The sequence below is a fragment of the Methanosalsum natronophilum genome (assembly GCF_024808815.1).
In the GTDB taxonomy this organism is placed as follows: domain Archaea; phylum Halobacteriota; class Methanosarcinia; order Methanosarcinales; family Methanosarcinaceae; genus Methanosalsum; species Methanosalsum natronophilum.
The window spans coordinates 47615-74385 of sequence record NZ_JANUCS010000007.1 but is presented as its reverse complement, the minus strand read 5'-3'; the positions used below and the strand labels follow the sequence as shown (position 1 = coordinate 74385).

The following is a 26771-nucleotide window of genomic DNA, read 5'->3' as shown; positions in this document are numbered from 1 at the left end:
ATCAACCAAACCTTTTTGCAATTTCTTCATAAAGTGTATCTATATTTTTTCCTTCCAGTGCAGATATTGAAACCATAGGATGTTGTGGAAATGCATTTCTTATAGTGGTGGGAGATGCTTCTGGAAGATCTACTTTATTAGCAACAATAAGAAGTGGAAGACTTCTAGCTTCCATGTTTCCAATAACTGTAACATTTACTTGCGTAAATGGATCTTCACATGCATCCATAACTAAAATGATACCATCTAAATTATCTAACCACTTTACGGCCTCAATTACTCCTTCAGTAGCTTCTTTGGCCCTTCTTTTTGATTCAGCTTCCCCTAATCCTTCTTTCATAAATTCATGGAAATCAATCTTTGTTGCAAGTCCCGGTGTATCAATTATATCTAATGAAATGGAGTGATTATTTGATTTTATTGTTACACCTTCTCTTCTTCTTGCACTTCTTGTTTCATGTGCCATTGAAGAAACTGAACCCATTGCATCTCCTGTCCAATCTCTGAGTATTCTATTGGCAAGTGTTGTTTTTCCTGCATTTGGTGGCCCATATATACCAATACGAGCGTTCTTTTTATTGAATAGTTTTTTAAACATCCCGGAAAAGTTCTTTTTTAGCTTTCTAAATACGCTCATGAGTAACCTCCATCGTGGAGTAAAAATCTTCATTTAATTTATGCATGCTACAATATCATAAAACTATAAAGCTTAAACATATATATTCCACATGTTTAGCTTAATATTTCTACTTTATAGCTAATGAATACTAGTTTTATCTATTTAACATCTATTATTTTATGGATTCATAGAAGAATTTATTGCAACCTCGGCTATATTTGAGCCATATTCTCCCGTACGATCAATACTATCAACTACACTTCTTAAAGCAACAGCTGGCAAAGGCGAGTCTATCTTAAGTAATAGCTTATTTAAATTCCTTAGTTGGTCTTTGTGAGTTTCGACTTTATTTATAACTTCATTAGCCAGCTTAACATCAGAGTTGAACAAGGAGGTAACTGCATTTTCTACAATATATCTTGAAGTAGAGCTAGCTTCTTCTATTATATCAAATGTCTTCTCTGGAATTGTATACTCTATTTCAACTGTAATATTTGCAATCTTTTGTGCGTGGTCTGCAATTCGCTCTAATGGAGCAGCAGCCATTCTATAATCATGATATTCATCAATTGAAATGTCAGAAGAACCTAAAAGACTGCCCCTTCTTAAAACCGATTTAAACTGTTTAGATATTAGTAAAAATAGTCTATCCACTTCATCATCACGTTGAATTACATCTATGGCAAGGTCTAAATCTTTTGTTTTGAGTGCTTTTACAGCGTCTATATGCATGCTGTTCGCAATCAAGAACATTCTTTTAATGCCTTTTTTAATAGATATCTCTTGTGGATTTAATAAGTCCTGTATAACTACGCTTTTAGACGTTTCTTCAATAATTTCGGGACCCATTAGTTTGTAACATACTTGGCGTATTATTTTTTTCTGCTCAGCTAGTATTCTTTTTGAATTAATCTGGATAATATCATATCCTGAGAGATAGGCAGCAATTATTGTACGTGTTAGAGAATCTCCCGAAATGCCGGTTACATCAACATTTATCTTTGTAGGTTGCGAAGCTATATTTGTGGGATTAATCAAAAGAGTTCCATCCTCTTGAGGATGCAAATACAAAGAGCTACCCGCTTTTATTCCTGTTTTGTTTGCCCATTGTTTTGGCAAAGAAATTACATACGTTGATCCACCTGTTTGCTGAACCTTTCTTGTATCTATAGGTATACCCCATTTTATATTATTAAAAGTCCTAAAATTAATCTACAGTTAGATAATTATAAGTTATAAACATTCACAATTAACTCTAATTTGGATATTCCTTTTTGGGAACTACCTTCCATGCTTCTTCTTCAGCTAACCTCATAATGTTTTTTACAGGCACATTGGCCATTAAAGCAATATGTTTGCAGTCTTCAAATTCTGCACTGACATTGACCAGGTTACCTAGCTTATCTCTAGCAATTTTCACATGAGCGCCATAGTTTATAGATTTTATATCTAAATCAATTTTAATTATTTTTCTATTCAAAATAAACCTATGATATGTAGGTACTACTCTAATACCAAGAGTACCAATTTCTTCTGTTATATATTTAGCAATTTTGAAGGATTCTTCTTTATGACAAATTACTTGTAATTTATGGCCTGGCCTGCCTTTTTTCATTATTGTAGGAGTTAAAGTAGCATCCTTAGCTCCCATAGTTATAAGATTGTTTAACATGTGACCTAGGACTTCTCCAGTAACATCATCAACATTTGTTTCAAGTAACTCAACTTGGTCATAGTAATAAAAGTCTTCAACCTCTACCAAAAGACTCCTTAATAGATTTGGATGGTTTGTCTCTTTGTCTCCAGACCCATATCCTGATTTTATAGGTTTTGATTGTGGATATGAGTTAACAGATTGTGCAAAGTAACCTAAAATAGCTGCTCCAGTAGGTGTTAAATATTCTCCTACCAAGCCCCCTCCAGAAAATCTCATGTCACAATTTTCTAATATTTTTAATGTGACAGGTGCAGGGACTGGTAATCTACCATGTGATGCTTCGACATATCCACTGCCTACCGAAATAGGTGTTGTAAATATTTTTTCACATTCAAAATTCTTAAGAGCATGACAAGCGCCAATAATATCTGCAATTGCATCTTGCTGACCTACTTCATGAAAATGTAAATCTTCAAGTTCCATGCCATGAATTTCAGACTCCGCATCCGCCAGTAAAGAAAATATACCTAAAGCGCTTTCTTCTACTAACTTGTCCAGTGAGCATGATTTAATATAATCGATTAAGTCAAAGTATAGCATGTTGCTTGAACTAATTGATTTTATATTCACATCTACACATTTTATACCCTTTTTTTTTACTTCATTAATGGCTACATCTACATCAGCTACAGATTCCATTAGTTCAATTAGCTCCAGTTTTTCAACTCCAATATCAACTAGGCTTCCTAGAATCATATCGCCAGATGCACCGGAAAATGGGTCAAATATTAAGGCCTTCATTTTATCAGTCGTTTGTCCTTATATCATATCAGTCTTGTACTGTGATATAATTAAATCTATAGTTAATAAAATAAGCGCAACTTATATTAAACGAATAATAACAATTGATGCGTAAATAACTTTTACCATATGATAATATAAGCAATGTTAGAATTAAGAGTGTTTAGAGCTACAAGGTAAAAACTTGATTAATTAACCAAACTTTTTAATATCTAAGAAATGAATTACTGTACTAAATTACTTTTTGCGATAATAACTAATAAGAAGATATATCTTTTACGACATTAAATTATTATAAACTATTAGGATGACTTCTATGGATGAAGTACAATTAAAAATTGAAAAGGCTCACCCCAGTGATTTTGGTAGAGGAATTATAAGACTTGACCCTAATACTTTACTAAACCTTCAGCTATCACCTGGAGATATAGTAGAGATCAATGGGAAGAAAAAAACAGCTGCTAAAGTTTGGAGGGCTGATAGACAAGATTGGGGTCAAGCTATTGCACGAATTGATGGTTTTATCAGACAAAATGCTGGTGTTGGCATAGGTGAAAGAGTTACAATAAAAAAAAGCAAGGTAGCTCCAGCTGAAAAAATCGTTCTTGCCCCCCCAGAAGGAGTTGTTATTGAATTTGGAGAAAACACCAGTCAAATAATAAAACACAATATGCAAAAGAGACCTGTTGTTGAAGGTGATGTCGTTCCAATTATAAGTTCAATGACTCAGCCAATGACAAGCCCAATGGCAGGAGGCCAGGCCATACCATTGATTGCGATTGAAACATATCCTTCCGATACGGTCTTGATCATTACAGAAACAACAGAAGTAGAGCTTAGACAAAAACCAGTGAGAGGTTATGAAACTGCTAAAGGAATTGCATATGAAGACATTGGTGGTCTTGGTGAGGAGATACAAAGAGTTAGAGAAATGATTGAACTACCTATGAAGCATCCTGAGCTTTTTCAAAGATTAAACATAGATCCACCAAAAGGTGTAATCTTATATGGCCCACCTGGTACTGGCAAAACTTTAATTGCTAAAGCTGTTGCTAACGAGGCCGGCGCTAATTTCCTCTATATAGCAGGACCCGAAATTATGGGTAAATATTATGGAGAAAGTGAAGAGCGTATCAGGAACATATTTGAAGATGCAACTGCTGATGCTCCTTCAATAATTTTCATAGATGAGATTGACTCAATAGCCCCAAAGCGTGAGAACGTTACTGGTGAAGTTGAAAGACGTGTAGTTGCCCAACTCCTAACAATGCTTGACGGGATGGAAGAAAGAGGTCAAGTAATGGTAATTGGTGCAACCAATCGTTTGGATGCACTTGATCCTGCGCTTAGAAGGCCAGGCAGATTTGACAGAGAGATTGAAATTGGAGTTCCTGACATCTCTGGCAGATTAGAAGTTTTACAGATTCACACACGTGGGATGCCTCTTGAAGAAAATGTTGATTTAGATGAACTTGCAAAACACACACAAGGCTTTGTTGGAGCAGACTTATTGGCATTAGTTCAAGAATCTGCAATGAGAGCATTACGACGATTTCTCCCAGATTTAAATTTAGATGAAGAATTACCAACTGAAAAATTAGAGGAAATATCGGTTTCATCTTTAGATTTTGAAAATGCCTTAAAGGAAATAGGACCTTCTGCTTTAAGAGAAGTTTTTGTTGAAATGCCTACAGTTAAATGGCCAGACGTTGGTGGACTTGATAAAGTTAAAAGGGAAATTGTAGAAACTGTAGAATGGCCTTTAAAAAGACCTGAAAAATTCATCCAAATGGGAATAAAGCCCCCCAAAGGAATTTTACTTTATGGGCCACCTGGTACTGGTAAAACTTTGATTGCACAGGCAGTAGCAAGTGAATCAAATGCTAATTTTATAAGTATAAAAGGACCTCAAATGCTTTCAAAATGGGTTGGTGAATCTGAAAAGGCTATTAGAGAAATGTTTAAAAAAGCTAAACAAGTTTCACCGTGTGTGATTTTCTTTGATGAAATTGATTCAATAGCTGCTATTAGAGGTGCTACAACCGAAGGTGGTAAAGTTGCAGAAAGAGTCGTCAATCAGTTACTTACGGAGCTTGACGGACTTGAGCCATTAAAAGAAATTGTTGTTATAGCTGCAACAAACAGGCCCGATATAATGGATCCTGCCCTTTTACGTGCAGGCCGATTTGATAGAATGGTACTTGTGGGCTCTCCTAGCAAAAGTGGGAGAGTTAATATTTTCAAAATACATACCAAAAATATACCTTTGGCAAAAGATGTGGATATAAAGGAGCTAGCAGACATGACTGAAGGATATGTGGGAGCAGATATAGAAGCTGTTTGTAGAGAAGGTGTCATGCTTTCATTAAGAAATAATTTCGAGTCAAGTGAAGTGGAAATGAAATATTTCAGAGAAGCTCTTAAAAAAGTTAGACCTACAATATCTGAAAATTTACTCGAATATTATCAAAACATTGAAAAACAATTTAAAGGTGGAGCAATTCCTGAAGAGCGAGCTTCATATATGGGTTATAGATAACTTTTATTTAACAAGAAAAAAGGAGATTTTCAATGGCTAAAATATTTGCAAAGAATTTATCTAATAAACAAGTAATGGCAACTGATGGAAGTGAAGTTGGAATCCTGTTTAATATCGTTATGGATATAAAATCTAGTAGGCTTGTAAGCTTGGTAATAAAGCCAGATATGGCACTAGATATTTCAAAGTATAAACAGGAAGGTGAATATATAATACTACCATTTGAGTCTGTTCGTGCAATAAAAGACTATATAGTAATAGATAAAGCTATAGCAAAAGGTAAAAAAGCACCCCAAAATGAACAAGTTGATATTTAAAAAATGTAAAATACTATACAAAATTTGCACATTATAAATTACTATAGTATCTCTTTTTTGAATAAATCAACTTTTATCTATCATACTCTTATCTAGCAAATACTGAATTGCTTCAATTGCACCATCTCCATATGAGCTAGTTGTGACAATATCTGCCTTTTCTTTAGTAAGTTTATCAGCGTTTGCGAGAGCAATACTGAAGCCTGCAGATTGCAACATCTCTCGGTCATTCTCTGAGTCCCCAATCGCGATAAAGTCTTTTAAATTCAAGTTTAGCTCTTTAGATAAGTTTAGTAAACCAGTTCCTTTATTTATGTTTTTATTCTTAATATGAATTGCATAATTTGTATCAACTATTTCAACATCATAATTCGTGGAACTTAAAATTTTTTTAGCATAATCAACATCAAAATCCCTTCTCAGAGCTATTTCTGTTTTTCTATCCCCAGAATCAAGTAATGAAAGATGGATATGTTTTTTAAGATATTCTAGGGCCTTCTTGCATTCAGCAATAGCATTCAAAGTTATTTTAGGCTTTGCATCATATGATGTAGAATAAATTCCCCCATTTTCTGCGATTACAGCCCCTTCTAGCCCAATGAGCTTAGAGGCTGCACGTGCATAACAGTATATATTTCCTGTTGCCAAAATAATCGGAACTTTTAATGTCCTCATTAGTTCAACAGCATCACAATTAATGCTTCTATCAGGATGGGTTATTGTTCCATCAACATCAATAACTATTGCTTTAAATTTAGATATCATATTAGCCAATAAAAATAAAATTAAGCATCTTGTAGTCCATCTGTAGTCACAGACACTATGGTTTCGCCATCTGGAAGATTTGGAGAATCAACAAGTCTAATAATTCTCTTATCGCCTTTTGATTTTCTCAAATATAGCCTGAAAGTTGCAGTATGGCCTAATATATGTCCTCCGATAGGTTTTGTAGGGTCACCAAAAAAAGCATCTGGTTTAGACATTACTTGATTGGTAACTATAACAGCTGCATTAAACAAATCCCCTACTCTCTGCAGGTCATGCAAGTGTTTATTCAGTTTTTGTTGTCTATCTGCTAATGTCCCTCTCCCAACATATTCAGCACGGAAATGAGCCGTTAAAGAATCGACTATAATAAGTCTAACTGGACGTTCTGAGTCCTTAAGTTCATTTGCTAATTCTGAAGCTGAATCAATCAGTAATATTTGATGATTTGAATTATATGCACGAGCTACATGTATATGCTTTAAAAACTCTTCATGGTCAAACTCCTCACCATGTTTTTCAGAAATTCCTTTGACCATCTGAGCAATTCTTTCAGGCCTAAATGTATTTTCTGTATCTATCATCACTACAGATCCATTCAAGCCTCCTTTTTCTTTAGGAAGTTGAACATTAACTGCAAGCTGGTGTGCTACTTGAGTTTTCCCCGACCCAAATTCTCCATAAAGTTCAGTTATTGATTGTGTTTCAACTCCACCACCAAGCATTTCATCAAACTCAATACATCCAGTAGTTAATTTACCTACAAGTTTTCTCCTTTCTAGCACAGAGTCACCTGTTTCAAAACCCCCTATATCTGCAGATTTTCTAGCAGCATTTATTATTTTAGAAGCAGTGGACTCTCCTATATCGGCACTTGTTGCTATTTCGGATGGAGATGCAACTGCTATTGCTTCAATTGTATTAAATCCAGCATCAATTAGCTTTTGAGCTGTTGCAGGGCCAACGTGATCCAGATCTTCTAAAGATATTTGTGACATTTCATTAACTCCATTGAATAAAAAAATTTAAAGTTTATTTTAATAATTGTTAATTATTATACGTTCTTCACAAAGATATAAGTTTTAGATGTTTTTTTTACTTTAAATCAATTTAATACAAGTTTATTCATATATGTATCTTAAAATAATCTAGTCATATATATAGGTATTTTTAGATAATGTGAAATTAATTAGGGGTTCTATAATTTTATTAAAGTACCTGATTAGATTTTTTGCTAGATTGACTTAAAGAATGAAGATGGATTTTGTTACAAAAATTTATCTGATAATAATACATTCAATATTTGATGAGTACTGTAGCTGTAGGTGGCACTTTTGAATACCTTCATTATGGGCATAAAAAACTTCTTGAAAAAGCAGTTGAATTAGCTACTAGCGGAGGAGAAGTTCATATCGGAGTGACATCTGATAAAATGGCCAACAATTCTAAGATTAATGTTTCAGGATATCATATTAGAAAAAATAACATTATTCATTACATGAACACAAAATATGCTGGTAATATTAATTATAGAATATTTGAATTAAACAATTCATTTGGACCAGCTATAGAATATGATTATGATTACATTGTAGTTTCCCCTGAAACGTATAATAATGCTTTGAAAATTAATGAGTTTAGGAAAAAAAATGGGCTTAATTTGATAAAAATCATACAGATCAATTATATCTTGGCAGAGGATGGAAAACCTATTTCTTCAACCCGAATAAAAAAAGGTATAATTGATTCTAATGGGAAATTAATTTTATAATAATTATAGTAATTTATACATTTGCACCTAAATATAAGAAGCATCAAAAAGACATTTAATTGACTCAAAGAATAATTAAACTTAAAACTTAATTCAACCAATAGTAGATGATTAATTATGGGAAGGCAATTTAACTCAACAGATATTCAAATTTTCAATAAGTTAGCTCCAGAGGAAAAGGGTAACATAAAATCTCCTATGGGTCATCAATATCCATACATTTTAAGACCTATTTCGCATAGAATTGCAAAATCATCAGAGGATTTTAAAAAAAGATTATCTTTTTTGTCAAACGACGAATTAAACTATTTAGTCGATCTTATATTAGAAGACAAAGAAGATATCAGGTCACTAGATCCTGAAGATACTGATGCATTAATTGAACTCTTCAAAGATAGATTATCGGAGAAAAAAGCAAAAGATGTAAAACTTCATATAGGAATTGTATAACGTTGAAACAAAGTAAAATTCTATTTGGAACAGCAGGGATTCCCCTAAATTCTAAAAAAAGAAGTAGTATTGAAGGTATCAAATACATAAGCCAAGTAGGCCTTAGTTGCATGGAACTAGAATTTGTCAGAGGCGTTAAGATGCAAGAAGCCACCGCATCTAAAGTAAATTCCATTGCATCTTTAAATAAAATATGTTTAAGTGTACATGCTCCTTATTTTATCAATTTAAATTCATTAAAACAAAATACTATTAAAAATAGTATTCAAAGAATTCAAACAGCTGCAAAAATTGGGTCTATGTGTGGTGCTCATTCGCTGGTGTTCCATCCTGGATACTATCATAATCTAAACCATAGCAAAGTTTTCCACACTATTGAAACTCACATGGATTCAGTTATTGAAAACTTGAAACAAACCGGATTAGATATAATATTACGGCCAGAAACCACAGGAAAAAAGTCACAGTTCGGTTCTTTACAAGAGGTAACTAGTTTGAGTCAATCTTTAGATGGTGTTCTCCCTTGTATAGATTTTTCACACCTTTATGCAAGAAGTAAAGGAGAAATAAATGGGTATGAGAAGTTCCATGAAATTTTTTCTTTTTTAGAAGAGCAGCTTGGTTATGAAGGAATACATAACATACATGCCCATATATCTGGAATTGAATATGGAGACGCAGGTGAGAAAAAGCATTTAAACTTACAAGATTCAAGCTTTGATTATTTATCCTTGTTAAAAGCACTTAAAGATTTCAATGTTGAAGGGTCAATCATTTGTGAGAGTCCAAGCCTTGAACAAGATGCACTCCTTTTACAAAAAGAATATATGAAAATTTAGGTCATGTTTAATACTTACTTATGTGATTACATTAAGTTTTGTATCACCCAAGTTTTCTCTCATAATTTCAGAATTTTTTTTAAGTATACTTACATTTAAATCAATTCCACTGGTCTCTGCATAGTTTTTAATTCGGTTCTTTGCATGTTCAACCATTCCACCATTTGTTAATATAAGGCACCTTTTTCCACACAAAGCCGTTAAGATAGATTTATCGATGACACTTGAAGTAATTGTTAGATATATTCCATCTGTTTCAGCCAACATCTTACTTTTTTTACCCATAGCACCTACTATATCAATTTCAGCATTCTTAATTAATTGATGAACATATGAAGATTCATAGTCCTCAACATCATAAATTACAATCCCACCTGCTTTAATTTCGTGTCTTTTCATTTCAACAATAGCTCGGCCATCATTATTAATATAAACGATTTCACCATTTACAGCTTCATAAGGAGAATTCTCTGCAAACTCCCCGTACATTATCCCAAGGTTTATAGTATCTCCAACCTTTGTTCCTGGGGTTACATCAACCCACATTAATTCAGGAGGTTTCAGTGTTCCTACAAGCTCTAAAACACTTGATGGAGCTTCTCCACCAACAGCTAAACCCCTTCGTTTTAATTCATGGTATGTCTCTAAAGTAACTGGTTGACGTAAATGTGCTTTTTTCAGAAGTTCTGGTTGATTAAAAACATCCTGAGGAGTACCTTCTCCAATTATATTTCCTTTAGAAAGAATGTAAACATAATCAGCCCACCTATATGCAAGATCAACATCATGTGTTGATATTAAGATTGTTTTTCCTGCCTGATTAATTTCATTCAACAAGTCCATAATCTCATCCGCACCCATTGGATCGAGATTTGATAGAGGTTCATCCAAAATAATCACCTCTGGCTCCATAGAAATTATACCCGCGATAGCAACTCTCTTCTTTTGTCCCCCACTCAAGTGATGTGGTGCTTTATCTTTGACATTTGTTAGTCCAACATATTCTAAAGCCCCTTTTACGAGAGTCTCGGTTTTTTCTTTGGAAAAACCAAGATTTGCTGGCCCAAAAGCAACATCCTCATAAACAGATGGAGAAAAAATTTGATCATCTGAATTTTGAAAAACAATCCCAATTTCCTTTCTAAGGTTTCTTAGGGTTTTTGAGTCATAATTGATTTTTTCTCCTTTATAGTAAATATTACCATTTTCAGGTTTAAATGTTCCATTTAAAAGCAAGAACAATGTCGACTTCCCAGAGCCATTATGTCCAACAAAAGCTACTTTTTTACTTTTATTGATTTTGATATTGATGTTATTAACACCAGAGCTACCATCAGCATATGAATAAGTTAGGTGAGATGTTTCTAAAAGTGCCATGAGTTTTCCTCTAGAGTTCAGAGTTAATTTTAAATTGAATTTAGGATAAATTAAACAAATTTACTTGATTTTTGAGCAAATTAAATTATTATTTGTAATATTATATAGCAATTGTGGTAATTTAACTTAGCATATTTTACATCCTTTTTTTAACAACACAAGTTTACCTTAAATCAAGTATTATTAACTAAAAAGGTAATGAGTATTATTCAAATAGTTACCCTTAAGTAACTAATAACATTATTTTTAGCTACCGTAACACAATAAGGAAAATTACTCTAATGAAATCTATAGAGCTCTTATTCAAAAATTGTATGAGGTGTAACTAAATGAAAATTGGAAATATATTGATATTTACTTGTATTTTGATAGTCTTAGCAGCTACCCCATCAATGGCACATTCGCACGATAATAATATTGAAAGTGTTGCTGGAAATGTTCATGAACTAGCTCATTTGGCTGATAGAGCTGCTCATGATATGAGACACGATATTGATGATGAAAATGACTTCAATAAAGCTGAGGAAAGAATGGAAAGTCTAAGAGGATATATCATTGACCTCGGTGATCCAGTACATGTTCTTTACGGCGATGTACCTGCATCACATGCTGCAATTGCAGATGAAATGCATGACGATCTACACGATATGCAAGATGAATTCCAGAACTTCGAAGCTGCATTCCAAGCATATAAGGAAAACCCTGATGATGAGACCTTAAGGGATGAATGGATGGATTCAAGAAGTGATCTGCGTAATCTTGCACAGAATATAAGAGATAATGCAGAGACAATTAAAGATGAACTTGGACACGAAACAAGCCATTCAGATGATGGAAACATTAAGTCAGTTGCTGCTAACATTCACGAACTAGCTCATAAGGCAGATAGAGCTGCTCATGATATGAGACACGATATTGATGATGAAAATGACTTCAATAAAGCTGAGGAAAGAATGGAAAGTCTAAGAGGATATATCATTGACCTCGGTGATCCAGTACATGTTCTTTACGGCGATGTACCTGCATCACATGCTGCAATTGCAGATGAAATGCATGACGATCTACACGATATGCAAGATGAATTCCAGAACTTCGAAGCTGCATTCCAAGCATATAAGGAAAACCCTGATGATGAGACCTTAAGGGATGAATGGATGGATTCAAGAAGTGATCTGCGTAATCTTGCACAGAATATAAGAGATAATGCAGAGACAATTAAAAATGAACTAGAACCTGAACCCGCTCCTGAACCTGAACCTGAACCTGAGTTTGAGAATATAGAGGATGCTCCAGGATTTGAAACTATTTTTGCTCTAGCTGGAATATTAGCAGTTGCATTGTTTGCACGAAGAAAATAAAAGTAAACCTTTAAATTCAGACATTACCCTTTAAGGTAATGTTTGTTACTCTTTATATTACTTTTTTATACTTTATTAGTTATATCAGTAATGCTTTAAAAAGGAGTAAAATAATATGCATATATCAGATGGAGTATTATCTGAGCCCGTGATCGCAGCTGGATGGATTATTACTATCATATTAATATTTGTAACTTTTAGAATTAGAATGAAAGAAGTTGATATTGTAGAAGAGATTCCTAAATTTTCTATCATGACTGCTGCTTTTTTTGTTGCTTCTTTGATTCATTTACCGATAGGTCCTACAAGTGTCCACCCAATATTAAATGGATTGATAGGTGTAATCTTAGGGCCGATAGCTTATGCTTCTATGTTTGTTGGTTTAATCTTGCAAGCGCTTTTGTTCCAGCACGGTGGCATAACTACAATTGGAGTAAATGCTTTAATGGTTGGGATACCAGCTATAATAGTTTATTATATCTTTAAGGGTGGGTATGGCAAAGGAATATCTTTAAAACTTCTTGCTGTCATTTGTGGGGGGCTAGCTATAGCAATGTCAGCAGTTTTACTAGTAGTCGTGCTAGTATCTACCGGACAAGACTTCTATGGTCTAGCCCAAGTAGCCTTTGTTGCACATTTACCCCTTATAGTAATTGAAGGGATTCTTACAGGAGCAATAGTTGCGTATATAGCTAGAGTTAAACCAGAACTTTTACCAATGAAATTAAAAATCAAGGAGGATCTTAAATGAATAGATTCAATATACTTTGTACATTCCTGTTTATCTCAATATTCATAATTGGGTTTGTAACCCCAGTTTCAGGACATGCTGTGTATATGGATGTAACCCAAAATGTTGAAATTGAAGTATTTGGCTACCATAGTGAAACTGACATATTTTCAAATGAAAATATTGTGGTTTATGCAATCGACGAAAATGGAGAAGAGTTATTATACATTGAAGATACACTTGATGAAGATGGTTTGTATACCTTTACCCCAAAAGACGGTTATGAAGAGTATAGAATAAAAATATATGACGATTGGGGACATCAAGAAGAAGCTACTATAAATGTCAAAGAAGGAGGAACTTCTCCAGGTTCTAGTCAACTCTCAACCCCTATTGCAGTTTTCGCGGGTTTTGGGTATTTGATTGGCCTTGCAGGAGTAGGAATGTTAATATCTGCTAGAAGAAAAAATAATTGAGATTCAAGGAGTCTAAATATGAGTTATCCAAAGATTGACAAATATTCATATTTAGAAACTCCATTACATCAATTTGATCCTCGAGCTAAAATTATTTCACTAATAGTCCTTATTTTTTCATTCGCTTTTATATCTGAAATTATTATAGCAATAACTGCAGTTATATTCTCTATACTTTTGGTGATTATTTCACGAATTCCCCTATCTTTTGTCACTAAGTGTTTAAAATTTCCAGCATTTTTTGTTTTCACAATAATTATTGTGATGGCATTTACAGTTGAAGGTAATATTATTGTTGATTTAAAATATCTTAATGTTACCAATCAAGGAGTTGAGTTAGGTGCACTTATCTTCTTAAGAGCTTTAGCAGCTTTAATGATTGCATTTTTATTGTTATCAACTAGCAAATTCGATGAAATAATAAAAGCAATGTATATGCTTAAAATACCAAACGTAATGGTTCAAGTTATCTCTTTTTCCTATAGATATATCTTTGTTTTAATAGATGAGCTATCAACTCTTAGAACTGCTATGTATGCTCGTGGATTTAAATTTAAACTTGACATGTATAGTTTCTCGGCTATTGGAAATATGATAGGAATGTTATTGATAAAAAGTTATGATAGAGGAGAAAGAGTATATAGATCAATGATTGCTAGAGGTTACACAGGAAATCCTAATTTATTTGTTACCTTTAGTATGAATAGAAATGATTACTTAATATCTACTATTTTATTAATATTTGCTTTAATTGTGCAAATAATTCCTGTAATAAGCTAATAATTGTTAAAAAGATTTTTCTAGTTAAAGAGGAATTATTTAGGAATTACCATAATACTATAGAGTTTAGATTTAACTTCTGGAGGATGCTCTATAGTTCCAGAGGCAATTCTTTCATCGGTATAACCAATATTTTCACATACATGTATAGCTGCATCAGAGGATGAATCCTTAATTATCTTAACAATCTCAGGTACCCCAAAATTATCTGCAGGTAATAAAAATATTGTTTTCCCAAGATTTAGCTCTTGAATAAAAGCTTCTTTTGCAGCAGCTGGATTACGTCCATGGGAAGTTATAGCAACGAATTTTTGATCAATACTTACACCTAATCTACAGCAAGTAATTTGAAGTGACGAAATTCCAGGAATTATATAGTCACTTTCAGATGCATATTTTCCAAGCCCTGAAAACATAGGATCGCCAGTAGATAAAACTACTGCATCCTTTGGTAAATCCTCAAAGTTTCTATAGTTTTTTATCACTTTTGATTCACATGTGATATATTCTCGAACCATTTCGATAGATCGCTTTGATCCATATATTATATTTGCATTTCTTATAGCATCTATGGCTTCTTCTGTGAGCATACCGGGTCCCACACCAATACCCACTACAATCATTTTAGCTCCTCACTATCTAATATAATGGTTCCTTGTCTATTAACGATTACAACTCTAGCATTTTCTGCCTTCTTAGCTGTTAGCTGAAATCCTTTTAATATTTGTTCAGATTTTAAATCATTTGCAATCATTTCAGCTACTGATGCATATTGCGTATTCTCTAGAATCTCAGGATACCCCCATTTTAAAATCAAACCAGGCAATCCGCAGATTATTACATCGCCAGAGGCTACTTTCAACGCTTCAGAAATACGATTACCAGCTAAAACTACAGTGTGGTCTGGAAATAAAATATTTGAATAGCGAATGCCAAGTCTTCCTGTAGTCAAAACAACCTTTGAAGATTCTTTAATTAAATCTACCTTCATTTCACCTAAATGGTCATTCCATGGTTCTACAAATCCAGTTGTTCCTGCAATTGATATCCCGCCTTTGATTCCTACTTTGTAATTAAGGGTTTTCTTAGCGATTTCTTCACCTTTGGGAAGAGAAATTGTCACTTTTGCACCTGAAATTCCAATTTCATCTACAGCTTCTTTAATTGCAGCCTTTATTTGTTTCATGGGTACTGGATTAATTGCAGGATTGCCCTTATCTATTTGTAATCCATCACGATAAACAATTCCAATTCCACGTCCAGCATCTACCTGAATCTCATCAGTCTCTATGGCTCTAGCCTCAAACTCCAATTCTTTTGTTATGTCTGATTCATGGTCATTAAATGGTTTTTTTACAGATGCATAGCCATTTGTGCTTTTTACAGCCATAGAAGCTCTAATTCCTACAGGAGTAGGAACTGATACATGATTTACTTCACTTTTTAGTGATAAGACTGCTGCTTTCGCAGCAATAGCTGCCGTGGTTCCTGTTGTATAGCCTCTATTCAAGATTGAACCATTGCTCAGAAGTACATAAATACCTTTATTAATACCTTCAATCAATTTTGTTGACTCCATTGAAGAAATTTCTATCCACTCATCTGGAATTTCAGATTTATTCACTGGATCTATCATGCTATCTAGTTTCCTCTTTTAAGATATAAATGCAGTGTATTCAATTATTTTCTTTTAAACATTTTATCTATTTCATCACGATCAAATGCTATGATCGTTGGTCTTCCATGAGGGCATGTTAAAGGATCACTCATTAGTGCTAGTTGAGATAATAAAGACTTCATTTGTTGAAAATTACACTTTGCTCCGGACTTAATAGCTCCTCTACATGCCATTTTTTTGATTATACTTTCACGTATTGTAGTATCGTCATTAACAATGCCGTCTTGAATCAAATCAGATATAATATCAAGAACAGATTTCGGATCTTCAAGAGCATATGATATCTGTGGTACTGAACTTACAGCATAGCTAGAAGGACCAAATTCAATAATTTCAAAACCTTCCTTTTCTAAATAAGGAATGTACTCTTCAATCACTTCTTTTTCTTTTGGGGTCAAATCTAATGTAATAGGGGAAATTAGTTCTTGAGATGTTATTTTATCATTGAACTTTAGTTGCTCATAAATAATCCTTTCATGTGCTGCATGTTGATCAATAATTACCAGAGAATCGTTCATTTTTGCAAGTATATACGTATCATCAAACTGTTCAACTATTTCTATATTGGTCAGATTTGATTTTTCATCTTCTTCCAACCTATTTTTGGCCAGTCTCTTTTCGCTGTCCCTTATTCGTTTTTGGGTGTCTTTTGCTGTATAACTAAAAGATGCAGAGACATTTTTTTTATGATTACTAGAATTAATTATGTCATTTGTTTCATGTGTCTTTTTAGGCTGCTTTTTTTTCTTAGAAATATATAAGAAATCACTTGATTCTGATAGAGCCTTTTCAACCGAGGTGGTTATGAAATCCAATACTTTATTCTCATTAAATAACCGCACCTTTGCTTTAGTTGGATGAACATTAAAGTCTACATGCTCTGGATTAACCTCAACCTTGATGAAAGCTATAGGATACCTTCCTTTCGGAATTTTAGTATAATAGCCTAGCTTGATAGCATTACTTATAGATGATGAAGAGACAGGCTTGTTGTTTACATATATGTACTGTTGATCATTGTTACTTCTGGTAAAGTTTGGTTTTGCTACATAGCCTGTAAGCCTTATATCATCCAATTCAGCCTCCAAAGGAATCAAAGACTTTGCAAGTTCACTTCCAAACAAATGAACTATAGTATCTAATAAGTTTTTGGAGCCTGGTGAATTTAGTAGTTGTTTTCCATCATTCTTTAATTTAAAAGAAATACTTGGATTTCCAATAGAGTGTTTTGTGATTACATCTACTATATGTGAATTTTCAGTGCGCTTACTTTTTAAGTATTTTTTTCTAACTGGTGTGTTATAAAAAAGATTTCTTACAATTATCTTAGTTCCCACATTAGCTCCAACTTCATAGATTTGATTAAAAGAGCCATTATCAATAAAAATATGAAGGCCTGATTGCATGCTTTTTTTACGGGTCACGAGTTCAATATTAGATACAGAGGCAATTGATGCTAATGCTTCTCCCCTAAAACCAAAAGTTGCTAGCTTATCTAGATCTTTTATATTTTTGATTTTGCTTGTAGAGTATTTCTTAAAGGCTAAAGTAGCATCTGCCTTTGATAGGCCAACACCGTTGTCAATAACTGCTATTGTATCAGATCCTGCATTATCAATTTCGATATTAATTATTGATGCCTCTGCATCAACAGAATTATCAATTAATTCTTTAACAACTGATGCAGGTCTTTCTATTACTTCACCGGCAGCTATTTTATTTATGGTATCTTCATCAAGTTGATTAATATTTGATACGCTATTTTTCAAAAAATCACTCGCTTTGATCTTTTATCTTTTTTTGAATATTGTTAAGTTTATTGAGTGCATCTAAGGGGGTCAGTTCATTTATGTTTATTTCACTAAGTTCTTTAAATATAGTTGAGTGAATATCATTTTTTTCATTGTTTTCCTGCTCAACAGCGAATATTAATTGTTTATGTTCATTTTTTGCTAATCTCTTAAAATTTGATTTTTTCTTTTCAACAAGATAATCTTCTTTTTCTATATTATAGAGAATTTCTTTTGCTCTTTGGGTGACTTTACGAGGAACACCCGCAAGTCTTGCTACTTGTATACCATAGCTTTTATCTGTTGAACCTGGAACTATTTTTCTCAAAAAAACCAGTTTCTCTCCGTCTTCTTTAACAGCTATATGATAGTTTTTTACCCTTTCAAGATTATTCTCAAGGTCTGTTAGTTGGTGGTAATGTGTAGCAAACAATGACCTTACACCTACCTTATTTTTATTGTGAATATACTCAACTACTGCCTTTGCTATACTATAGCCGTCATATGTACTAGTCCCCCTTCCAATTTCATCAAGTAAAATCAAGCTTCTTTCACTTGCATTATTTAAGATGTTTGCTAGTTCAACCATTTCAACCATAAATGTACTTTGACCACTAGCCAAGTCATCAAATGCACCAACTCTTGTAAATACTCTATCCACTATGCCAATTGATGCATATGATGCAGGCACAAAAGAACCTACCTGGGCCATGATAACTATTAAAGCTACCTGCCTCATATAAGTGGATTTACCTGCCATATTAGGGCCAGTAATCAAAGAAAATTGATTTTTGAAGCAATCAATTTCTGTATCATTTGGAACAAAATCATCTAAAACATTATGTTCAACTACTGGATGTCTACCATCTTTAATTGTAATACTAAAATTATTCGATATGAGCGGTCTTGTATAGCCTTTATTTACAGCAATTTCTGCAAATGTAGAAAAAATATCAATTTTTGAAATTGTAATACTGGTATGTTGTAAATCTTCAGCATAGTTTGCAATTTCCTGGTTTATACTTGAAAAAATTTCGTATTCCAGTGTGTTTATCTTTTCATCAGCTGAAATAATAGTTTCTTCCCATTTTTTTAATTCTGGTGTGTAAAACCGCTCAGAGTTAGACATTGTTTGTTTTATTATATAATCATCGGGCACATTTGAAGAGTTAGCTTTTGTAATTTCAATATAGTATCCAAAAACTTTATTGTATCCTACTTTAAGTGATTTTATACCAGTTCTTTCCCTTTCTTTTTTTTGGAAAGAAGCTATCCATTCTTTTCCGCTTTTTGACATAGTCCTAATATCATCTAGTTCTTTATTGTACCCAATATTGATCAAACCGCCTTCTCTTACGCTTAGAGGGGGTTCATCAACTATTGCTTTATCAATAAGGTTAATAAGGTATTCAACTTCTTTGAAGTTGGAAATTTGCTCTCTTAGTTTTAAGAAGATGTCAGAGTCCAACTCTTTTAATAAAATATCAATGTGAGGGATGTTTTCTAATGACCTTTTTAATGCAACTAGGTCCCTGGCATTTGAATTTCCGTAAACTATCCTGGCAGTAAGTCTTTCAATATCACGAACTTTAGACAGGTAAGCTCTGATATCGTATCTAACAAGTGTATTTTGAACAAGATTTTCTACTGAGTCGAGTCTTTGATTAATTTCGCTTGTAACAATAAGTGGTTTTGAGAGCCATTTTTTAAGCATTCTACTTCCCATAGGGGTCATAGTTTCATCAAGGACACCTAAAATGGTCGAATCTTTCCCACTACCACGTACGTTACTAACAACTTCAAGGTTCCTTAAAGTAATAGCGTCAAGTGTCATGAATTCCGATTCAGAATATATTCTAAGAGAATTGATATGAGAAAGTGATCTTTTTTGGGTGGCTTCAACATATTGAATAGTTGCTCCAGACGCAGAAATAGAGTATACCAAATTACTACAACCCATTCCTTCAAGAGTGTTCACACCAAAATGGTCTTTTAGACTTTTTTCAGCTAGGGACAAATCAAAGTATTTTTCATCTAAAGTATTTACAAGTAATGAAAATGAGTTAATTCGACTATACAGCTCGGCATTATCTTGAATTGTAGGTGACATTATGCATTCAGAAGGGTTCATTCTTGCAATTTCATTAGCTACTCTATCATATGGTGGATTGTCCTTAAACTGTGTAGTAAGAAATTCTCCAGTAGAAATATCAAGAAAAGATAAGCCAAATTCACTTTTTTCTCCCACTATTGACATTAAGTAATTGTTTGAAGGTGTTTCAAACATTGAAGAATCAATTGCTGTCCCAGGTGTAACTACTCTAACAACACCTCTTTTCACAACACCTTTTGACTTCTTTGGATCCTCTAGTTGTTCACATATGGCTACTTTATATCCTTTTTTTATTAGACGTGGTAAGTAATTATCCAGCGAGTGATAAGGTATTCCTGCTAATGGCATTTTTTCGCCATATTTGCTCTTACCTCTATTAGTAAGAGTGATATCTAATTCTTTTGAAACAACTTTTGCATCATTATCAAAAGTTTCATAAAAATCACCCATCCTAAAGAAAATAATGCTATCACTATATTCTTTTTTGAATTGATAGTACTGGCTCATTGCAGGTGTTAATTTACTCATGTGAATACCCAAGTTTAGATTGAAAAGGTTTCATAAGAAAATTTCGCTGTCAATAGATAAAGCATCAATATCATTTGATAGTAGATTCAGGTTTCTAATAATTAGCATACTTAAAAACATTATTAGATTATAGCATAACTATTACTTTTTTACAATTATGTTTAATTTGATTTTAGTAACTGGTTCAAGCTTCTTCCATTCAACAAAAGCATTCTCTTCAAAAAAACACTCTTGAACAGTCTTATCAATTAGTTGTCCATTTAGCTCATATACAAAAAACCCCTCCTCCCCATTTATTGAAACAATAATTTCTTTATCACCTACTTTTTTAGATTTTACTGAAGATATCTTTTTTAGGGCATCAAGTAAACTAGTCCCTGATTCTACTTCGAGGGTTTTTTTTGGAGCAAATGTGCCTATTGCATGGTAAATGCCTTTTATATCTGCTTTAAGAATATGAGAATTTCCAAAAATTTCTCTATTAACCAAACCTGCTTTTTCCAATATCCTTATATGTTTTAAGGTTACTGGTACCGATATATTTAACTCTCTTGCAATGCCACTAATGTGCATTTCTTTATCACAGATTAACTGTAAAATCCGTAGTCTTGTAGCACATCCTAAAGCTGTAAATAAATCATCAGAATTACCCATATTAGCATTATTTCCCATATTAATCAAGTACCACTAATTTTTTGTCTAGCATGCATGTTTAACAAAATCTAATCATTTCCACTTTTAGAGAATAGATTGTTACAAAACTTAACATCTATTGCTTCTTATGACTTTTTAACTTAAAATTGTAGGATCTATTTTTTTGCAAAGTTCGTTATCTTGTCGAATAGTTAAAATGTCAACATTGAAAGCATTAATGTCTCATTGATTATTAAAATATACTTAATTTGCTAACAAGTATTATTAATAAGAATAAAGATTACTTTGATTTCTTATATCTATATTTTTTTATTTTAACACCAAAAATCAGCCCAATATAGGGATACCACCTATCAAGCAACCAGCAACATATCCAAGAATTACCCCAGAATTTAAAAATGGAAGTCCTGCTTGAGGTTTTCCCTTCATCACCAACATTGTTAATGTGAAATACCCTATAATTGTCCCTAAAATAGCACCTAGAACATGATAAGGAATTAAGCCATTATAGTCAACAAATACATATGCAGAAACAACTAAAATAGTTGGTATTACAGCATCTCCTAGCCCCATTAAAAACGCTTCATCTTTATTATGTTTATTTGAACTTGTTTGTTTGAACGAATAGTTTAATTTCTTTGGTACCACAAACAATATTGGTAGCTTCATATCTATAGCTCCATCTGCCAAACTTAGCATATGTTTTGTTTTGTAGACTGAAATTGCATCGTATATAGCTAAAATAATTAGCAGCAGTATTACTGGCCCAATTGCAAGAGATATTCCAAAAATAGCACTTGCACCTGCTGCAATAATGATTCCAGTGAAATTAATAATATACCATTCTGGATAAACATATAAAATAGAAGTTAAACCTACTGAAATCAAGGCTGCGGCTAATAACCCAATAATTGAAGAAAAACCTATGCTTTCTAAAACTACAAAAACTACAAAATAAAGAGTTGCCATAACAGCCAGCAATACAATGGACTGTATGATCCATTGCATATTCTTCTTTATTGAAAGAAGTATCAACCCGGTGAAAAGCAGAATCAAGACAATATAATATAGTGGATTTGCAGCAGATTCAGGATCTTCAAATGCTTGCATATCCCCAGCTTCCATAGGAATTGATAGAAATAGAGCTAATAATTGAACAATTAATATAAAAATAATCATTACTAAAATGGGAACGTAGTCTTTAAACAATTTTTCTTTTGAAAGCAACGGCCAATCTCCAATTCTTAACTGATAATATAAAGGGTTTAAGCATATATGAATTCTATCCTAATACATATTAATCAGATATTATATTTTGCCATTCAAGGAGCTTTAGTATAAAAATAAATCAATTAATGATCAAATAAAAGCAATATACAATATATAATCACAATAATATGACTAAGTCGTTTAGAATAAATAATATGAAATCAATGTTTATCATTAAGTTTAACTGAAAAGTATAATATACTAGATTATATAAAATTGAGAGGAAATTATGGAAGTTAGAGATATTGTATTTTCGATTTTAATGGTTGTCTCTGCCTTTGTCTTTACATATGAATGGTTAAGTCGTTTTCACACCGAGTATTCAAATGCACTTATCATTTTATCAGCTGTTATTTTAGTAGCATCTTTAGCTGCAATGATTCTTTCAGTTGATATGAGACTGAGAAGAATTGATAAAAAACTAGATGACAAGGAACGCTCTACAAGAATCAACATTCAAAGTGTTGAAGATAATATGGAGAAAAAAATGGATGGTGTAATTGATAAAATGGATGAAACCGTTGAAACATTTAACAGAAGGATGTATCGATAAATGCAGTTTTAATCATTTCCTCTAAGAATGAAATAATACTTGTTGCATCACTTAAATCAATTATTCTTCTTATGTCAATTTTTCCATTCTTATAGATAAATACAGTTTTTCCACCGAATTCAAATTTTGCTACACCTAGTTTGATTGAACATTTCAAATTTGAGATTGTACCTTCTTTTGTTTTTTTTTCCAAAACAGCACAAAGTTTCTCCATAACAACAGAACTTTTCAGCCTTGATTCAGCAATAAACCTATCAGGTTCATCTACGCATGGTTTTACTATTTTTATATCTCGGCTTTTTTTTTTATCTGCCATATAAATCAATTTTATTCTTTAGCGAAATACATATATGGATAGTTGTGTTTCATAGATGATAAATTGCAATATATATTTTACTTAAAGAGGTGCGTTTATGCGCATTAGTTTAGAACCGATTGGAACTATTAAGAAAACTGGGAATTATTCAGAAATTCTAATATATTCCGACTTTGAACAAATAATAAAAAATTTAATCTCACAAATTGGAAAAAATTCCAATAATTTCGATATATTAGTCATACATACTAGTCAACACATAAATGATGGGCATCAAGTTAAAGTCACTAAAACAAAGTTCATCAATAGAATAGGCAATATCCTAAAAGTAAAAAAAATTGAGGCTAATGAAGATTCGGTGATAGATGTAAGGATTAATATCTGATATGATTTCTACTTAAAGTTTATCACCCGGGGGGGCTGTATGTAATTTTACAAAATTGACACCTTTGAGTGCCATCAACTTTTCAGCAAACGACTTTATTTGAACCCCATCTCCATCTAACACTATAACTTCTAAACAATTGCTTTCATCAAGATGTATATGAATAGATGATTTGATAATAAATGAAAAGTCATGTTGAATGTCTGTTAAAGAATTAGATAGCCCTTTTTGTGTGTGTTCATAGATAAGTGATACTGTGCCCACTCTTCTACCTTTAATATCACCCATCCATTCATAATGAGCTATATAATTGCGAATTGAATCCCTTATTCCTTCAGAGCGTGACGAATAGCCCCTTTTTTCAATGATTTTATCAAATTTGGTGAGAAGATTTTCAGGTAAAGAAACTCCTATTCTCATAAGTTCTTTTGACATATTACCACCTACTTAAAAAATATTGGTAGATATATACTATTTTTTAGTATTTTAATATTAATTGTTTAATGCTTGAAGTATTATATATTATATTCCATTATAAACTATCATTTAATTCTAGCTAATTGAATTGAATTTTCTATAGTATGACAAGGTAAAGTTAACTTAAAGTAAAATTTAAACTAACAAAAGTCATGTAGTTGTACAAACTAATGAATTTCTTTATATACAAATCCATAATTAAAGGCAATCAATTTTGCTTATAAAGAAACAAGTGATACTTTTATTAATCTTAAGTTCTATTTACATTAAAATTAAATCCACTTATATGGTGAAGGCAAATGAAGAAAGAAATACTCTATTCAGGAAAAGCTAAAACAATCTATAAAACCGATAAGCAAAAAGAACTTATCGCGGATTTTAGAGATAGTTTAACGGCTTTTGATGGGAAAAAGAAAAATGAAGTTAAACGTAAAGGGTATTTTAACGCGCAAATATCTAAAAAAATATTTGAAATGCTAGAAGAAAGTGGAATCAAGACACATTTCATTAAAATGGTTTCTGACACTGAAATGCTTGTAGATGCTGTTGAAATTATAAAGATTGAAGTAATTCCTAGAAACATAGCAGCAGGTTCTATTACTAAGAAATATCCTATTAAACCTGGAACTCAATTTCAAGAGCCTGTAATAGTAATGGATTTTAAAAGTGATGAATATGCTGATCCTATGATTAATGAAGATATTGCAGTAGCAATGAATCTTGCAACTCGTGAAGAAATAGATCAGCTTAAAAATATGGCCCTTAAAATAAATAAAATACTTGTAGATTATCTTGGAACAAAAAACTTACTTCTTCCTGATTTTAAGTTAGAGTTTGGAAGAGTTGATGGAAATATAGTTGTTGCAGACGAAATATCTTGTGACACATGTAGACTTTGGGATAAAGAGACTGGTGATTCTTTAGATAAGGATTTATTTAGATTTGATAAAGGGGATCTCTCTAAAGCATATGAAGAAGTAGCTAGAAGAATTGTTCCTGAAATATTTTAATAAAATAAAGGATTTAAAAAATGGAATACGACACTATAGTTGTAGGCGCAGGTATAAGTGGCTTGTTATCTGCACTTACTTTGTCAAAACATGGGAAAAAAGTCCTTATTTTAGAAAAGGATTCAATTGTAGGTGGTCAGTGCAATAGTTATATGGTAGAGGGATTCCAAGTAGATACCGGGCCGCATGCAATAACCCATCTTGAGGTAGGCCCTCTAAAAAGGTTAATGGACAACTATTTTGATTATGTCCCTGTGTTTGAAAACTATGGCACTTACTACTCGAGAACTGAAAATGATTTCAGGCCAGTTCCCTCGAATTTAAAAGAATTTATCAGGTTTGAGCCTATTCCAAAAAAAGATCGTTTAATTATTGCACAGGGGATCACAAAAGCTTTAACACTTTCTACATTTGGAATCAATCTTTCACAGCAATCAGTTAAAAGCACTTTGCCTGAAAATCTATCTAAAACAACTAAAGATTTCGTTAATGCAATATGTTATTTTCTCTCTGGAAAATCAATGGAGTATACATCTGTTCATAGAATACTTACTGGGAGTGCATTTGTTAGAGACAGTATAACGCAAGAACAATTTGAAGCAAATATAGGAAAAATTGAAGGGAAACAAGCCGACACAATACTGCAATCAGTAATACCGTCTAAACTTCATAAGCCACTTAGTAATAAAATGAGTACTTTTTCTGTACCTTTAACATCATTAGGGCGACTAGCAACTAATCAATCGAGTAGTTCACAAGGATATCCACGGCAAGGGTTGAAAGCGTTATTGAACTCAATACTTCAATCTCTACCAAATAGTGTAGAAATTATCACAAATACTGAAGTTAAGAGTTTTATTACAGAAGGCAAAAAAGTTGTTGGTGTCAAAACAGATAATGAAGTCTACGAAGCAAAAACTGTTATTTATACTGGATTTGCAAAAAAATTACCTACACTTTATAGCAAATTTCCAGTCTCTTATATTGATAAAGTAAATAATATTGAACAAAGTAAAAGTCTCACAATTTGGTTAGGACTTGATTCCATTTTAGATGAGTTCAGCTATATTGGCTCTGAAATTTGGTTTAAAGATTTTCCATATTGGGCAATGCCCATTAGTAATTATGATTCATCACTTGCACCTAAGGGAAAACAGCTTATTGGGTTTGCTTTTATAATAGATAAAAACAAAGACGAAAATGAAGAGATAGAAAAAGCTTATTCAACAATATTTTCTGCAGTTCCAGCTGTAAAAAATCACATTGAAATGAAGCATGAACAAATCTCAGTACCAGAAAAAGGCGCAGTTACAATAAATGGTACTTTTGCTGATATAAGAACTCCACTAGAAAATCTATATGTTGCTGGGACAGATGCAGATAATAGGAGTATGGGAATAACTAGAGCTGCATACTCAGTTATAGAATTACTGAAAATAGCTAAAGAAGATGGAATATTAAACAACTAATAATAAACTCATATGTAACCACTAATCTAAACATAAAATTAGCAAAAAAT

Annotated in this window: 27 protein-coding genes; 13 read left to right on the top strand and 14 right to left on the bottom strand. The window is 32.6% G+C overall.

Going from position 1 to position 26771, the window contains the following annotated elements:
* Position 1: 1 nt before the first annotated feature.
* The 3 genes from dipA to larC form a co-directional block, all read right to left on the bottom strand.
* Positions 2 to 637, bottom strand: coding sequence for a divisome-positioning GTPase DipA (gene dipA, locus J2T59_RS05275; RefSeq protein ID WP_259134679.1), 636 nt, complete (start codon positions 635 to 637; stop codon positions 2 to 4).
* Between the two features lie 159 nt (positions 638 to 796).
* Entirely contained in the window at positions 797 to 1789 is a 993-nt protein-coding gene (locus J2T59_RS05270) for a phosphate signaling complex PhoU family protein (RefSeq protein ID WP_259134731.1), read from the bottom strand.
* An 85-nt stretch (positions 1790 to 1874) separates the two neighbouring features.
* Positions 1875 to 3077: a nickel pincer cofactor biosynthesis protein LarC gene (gene larC, locus J2T59_RS05265; RefSeq protein ID WP_259134678.1), complete on the bottom strand. Its 1203-nt coding sequence runs from the start codon at positions 3075 to 3077 to the stop codon at positions 1875 to 1877.
* A 316-nt stretch (positions 3078 to 3393) separates the two neighbouring features.
* Here larC and J2T59_RS05260 point away from each other — a divergent pair, with 316 nt between their 5' ends.
* Together J2T59_RS05260 and J2T59_RS05255 are read left to right on the top strand one after the other, a co-directional pair.
* On the top strand, positions 3394 to 5616 hold the full coding sequence (locus J2T59_RS05260; RefSeq protein WP_259134676.1) for a CDC48 family AAA ATPase: 2223 nt from the start codon (positions 3394 to 3396) through the stop codon (positions 5614 to 5616).
* Positions 5617 to 5648: 32 nt separating this feature from the next.
* Positions 5649 to 5933, top strand: a complete 285-nt coding sequence (locus J2T59_RS05255; protein ID WP_259134675.1) for a PRC-barrel domain-containing protein — start codon at positions 5649 to 5651, stop codon at positions 5931 to 5933.
* A gap of 66 nt (positions 5934 to 5999) precedes the next feature.
* Here J2T59_RS05255 and J2T59_RS05250 read toward each other — a convergent pair whose 3' ends face one another.
* Positions 6000 to 6698 (bottom strand): phosphoglycolate phosphatase, encoded by a 699-nt coding sequence (locus J2T59_RS05250; protein WP_259134674.1) that lies wholly within the window; start codon positions 6696 to 6698, stop codon positions 6000 to 6002.
* 20 nt (positions 6699 to 6718) lie between these two features.
* On the bottom strand, positions 6719 to 7696 hold the full coding sequence (gene radA, locus J2T59_RS05245) for a DNA repair and recombination protein RadA (RefSeq protein ID WP_259134673.1): 978 nt from the start codon (positions 7694 to 7696) through the stop codon (positions 6719 to 6721).
* Between the two features lie 308 nt (positions 7697 to 8004).
* Here radA and J2T59_RS05240 point away from each other — a divergent pair, with 308 nt between their 5' ends.
* The 3 genes from J2T59_RS05240 to J2T59_RS05230 all read left to right on the top strand — a co-directional run bounded on the left by J2T59_RS05240 (position 8005) and on the right by J2T59_RS05230 (position 9758).
* Complete coding sequence (locus J2T59_RS05240; protein ID WP_259134672.1) at positions 8005 to 8469, top strand: phosphopantetheine adenylyltransferase; 465 nt, start codon at positions 8005 to 8007, stop codon at positions 8467 to 8469.
* A 117-nt stretch (positions 8470 to 8586) separates the two neighbouring features.
* Positions 8587 to 8919 (top strand): hypothetical protein, encoded by a 333-nt coding sequence (locus J2T59_RS05235; RefSeq protein ID WP_259134671.1) that lies wholly within the window; start codon positions 8587 to 8589, stop codon positions 8917 to 8919.
* 2 nt (positions 8920 to 8921) lie between these two features.
* Positions 8922 to 9758: a TIM barrel protein gene (locus tag J2T59_RS05230; RefSeq protein ID WP_259134670.1), complete on the top strand. Its 837-nt coding sequence runs from the start codon at positions 8922 to 8924 to the stop codon at positions 9756 to 9758.
* Positions 9759 to 9776: 18 nt separating this feature from the next.
* Here J2T59_RS05230 and J2T59_RS05225 read toward each other — a convergent pair whose 3' ends face one another.
* Positions 9777 to 11135: an energy-coupling factor ABC transporter ATP-binding protein gene (locus J2T59_RS05225; RefSeq protein WP_259134669.1), complete on the bottom strand. Its 1359-nt coding sequence runs from the start codon at positions 11133 to 11135 to the stop codon at positions 9777 to 9779.
* Positions 11136 to 11464: 329 nt separating this feature from the next.
* Here J2T59_RS05225 and J2T59_RS05220 point away from each other — a divergent pair, with 329 nt between their 5' ends.
* The 4 genes from J2T59_RS05220 to cbiQ all read left to right on the top strand — a co-directional run bounded on the left by J2T59_RS05220 (position 11465) and on the right by cbiQ (position 14479).
* Positions 11465 to 12493, top strand: coding sequence for a PGF-CTERM sorting domain-containing protein (locus J2T59_RS05220; protein ID WP_259134668.1), 1029 nt, complete (start codon positions 11465 to 11467; stop codon positions 12491 to 12493).
* A gap of 115 nt (positions 12494 to 12608) precedes the next feature.
* Positions 12609 to 13244 (top strand): cobalt transporter CbiM, encoded by a 636-nt coding sequence (gene cbiM / locus J2T59_RS05215; RefSeq protein ID WP_259134666.1) that lies wholly within the window; start codon positions 12609 to 12611, stop codon positions 13242 to 13244.
* The gene (locus tag J2T59_RS05210; RefSeq protein ID WP_259134664.1) at positions 13241 to 13699 is read left to right on the top strand and encodes a hypothetical protein; all 459 of its coding nucleotides are present in this window, start codon (positions 13241 to 13243) and stop codon (positions 13697 to 13699) included. Before cbiM ends, J2T59_RS05210 begins: the two co-directional genes overlap by 4 nt.
* A gap of 18 nt (positions 13700 to 13717) precedes the next feature.
* Positions 13718 to 14479, top strand: a complete 762-nt coding sequence (gene cbiQ, locus J2T59_RS05205) for a cobalt ECF transporter T component CbiQ (RefSeq protein ID WP_259134663.1) — start codon at positions 13718 to 13720, stop codon at positions 14477 to 14479.
* Positions 14480 to 14514: 35 nt separating this feature from the next.
* Here cbiQ and J2T59_RS05200 read toward each other — a convergent pair whose 3' ends face one another.
* The 6 genes from J2T59_RS05200 to J2T59_RS05175 all read right to left on the bottom strand — a co-directional run bounded on the left by J2T59_RS05200 (position 14515) and on the right by J2T59_RS05175 (position 22469).
* Positions 14515 to 15102 (bottom strand): cobalt-precorrin-7 (C(5))-methyltransferase, encoded by a 588-nt coding sequence (locus J2T59_RS05200; RefSeq protein WP_259134662.1) that lies wholly within the window; start codon positions 15100 to 15102, stop codon positions 14515 to 14517.
* The gene (locus tag J2T59_RS05195; RefSeq protein ID WP_259134661.1) at positions 15099 to 16115 is read right to left on the bottom strand and encodes a cobalt-precorrin-5B (C(1))-methyltransferase; all 1017 of its coding nucleotides are present in this window, start codon (positions 16113 to 16115) and stop codon (positions 15099 to 15101) included. Before J2T59_RS05195 ends, J2T59_RS05200 begins: the two co-directional genes overlap by 4 nt.
* A 44-nt stretch (positions 16116 to 16159) precedes the next feature.
* On the bottom strand, positions 16160 to 17926 hold the full coding sequence (mutL, locus tag J2T59_RS05190) for a DNA mismatch repair endonuclease MutL (protein WP_259134660.1): 1767 nt from the start codon (positions 17924 to 17926) through the stop codon (positions 16160 to 16162).
* Between the two features lie 4 nt (positions 17927 to 17930).
* A complete protein-coding gene (mutS, locus tag J2T59_RS05185; protein ID WP_259134659.1) occupies positions 17931 to 20588 on the bottom strand; it encodes a DNA mismatch repair protein MutS in 2658 nt (885 codons plus the stop codon).
* A 141-nt stretch (positions 20589 to 20729) separates the two neighbouring features.
* Positions 20730 to 21260: an ArsR/SmtB family transcription factor gene (locus tag J2T59_RS05180; RefSeq protein WP_259134658.1), complete on the bottom strand. Its 531-nt coding sequence runs from the start codon at positions 21258 to 21260 to the stop codon at positions 20730 to 20732.
* 309 nt (positions 21261 to 21569) lie between these two features.
* A complete protein-coding gene (locus tag J2T59_RS05175) occupies positions 21570 to 22469 on the bottom strand; it encodes a presenilin family intramembrane aspartyl protease PSH (protein ID WP_259134656.1) in 900 nt (299 codons plus the stop codon).
* A gap of 271 nt (positions 22470 to 22740) precedes the next feature.
* Between J2T59_RS05175 and J2T59_RS05170 the strand changes: the two genes are divergently transcribed.
* A complete protein-coding gene (locus J2T59_RS05170; protein ID WP_259134654.1) occupies positions 22741 to 23064 on the top strand; it encodes a hypothetical protein in 324 nt (107 codons plus the stop codon).
* Here the strand turns inward: J2T59_RS05170 and J2T59_RS05165 are convergent.
* Positions 23042 to 23380, bottom strand: a complete 339-nt coding sequence (locus tag J2T59_RS05165) for a hypothetical protein (protein WP_259134652.1) — start codon at positions 23378 to 23380, stop codon at positions 23042 to 23044. The two genes, J2T59_RS05170 and J2T59_RS05165, sit on opposite strands and share 23 nt — an antisense overlap.
* 97 nt (positions 23381 to 23477) lie before the next feature.
* Here J2T59_RS05165 and J2T59_RS05160 point away from each other — a divergent pair, with 97 nt between their 5' ends.
* The gene (locus J2T59_RS05160; RefSeq protein WP_259134650.1) at positions 23478 to 23765 is read left to right on the top strand and encodes a hypothetical protein; all 288 of its coding nucleotides are present in this window, start codon (positions 23478 to 23480) and stop codon (positions 23763 to 23765) included.
* 12 nt (positions 23766 to 23777) lie between these two features.
* Here J2T59_RS05160 and nikR read toward each other — a convergent pair whose 3' ends face one another.
* Complete coding sequence (nikR, locus tag J2T59_RS05155; protein ID WP_259134648.1) at positions 23778 to 24200, bottom strand: nickel-responsive transcriptional regulator NikR; 423 nt, start codon at positions 24198 to 24200, stop codon at positions 23778 to 23780.
* A 341-nt stretch (positions 24201 to 24541) separates the two neighbouring features.
* On the opposite strand from nikR, the gene purC reads away from it, so the two are divergent.
* Entirely contained in the window at positions 24542 to 25252 is a 711-nt protein-coding gene (gene purC, locus J2T59_RS05150; RefSeq protein WP_259134647.1) for a phosphoribosylaminoimidazolesuccinocarboxamide synthase, read from the top strand.
* 20 nt (positions 25253 to 25272) lie between these two features.
* Positions 25273 to 26721 (top strand): phytoene desaturase family protein, encoded by a 1449-nt coding sequence (locus tag J2T59_RS05145; protein ID WP_259134645.1) that lies wholly within the window; start codon positions 25273 to 25275, stop codon positions 26719 to 26721.
* The last annotated feature ends 50 nt before the right edge of the window (positions 26722 to 26771 follow it).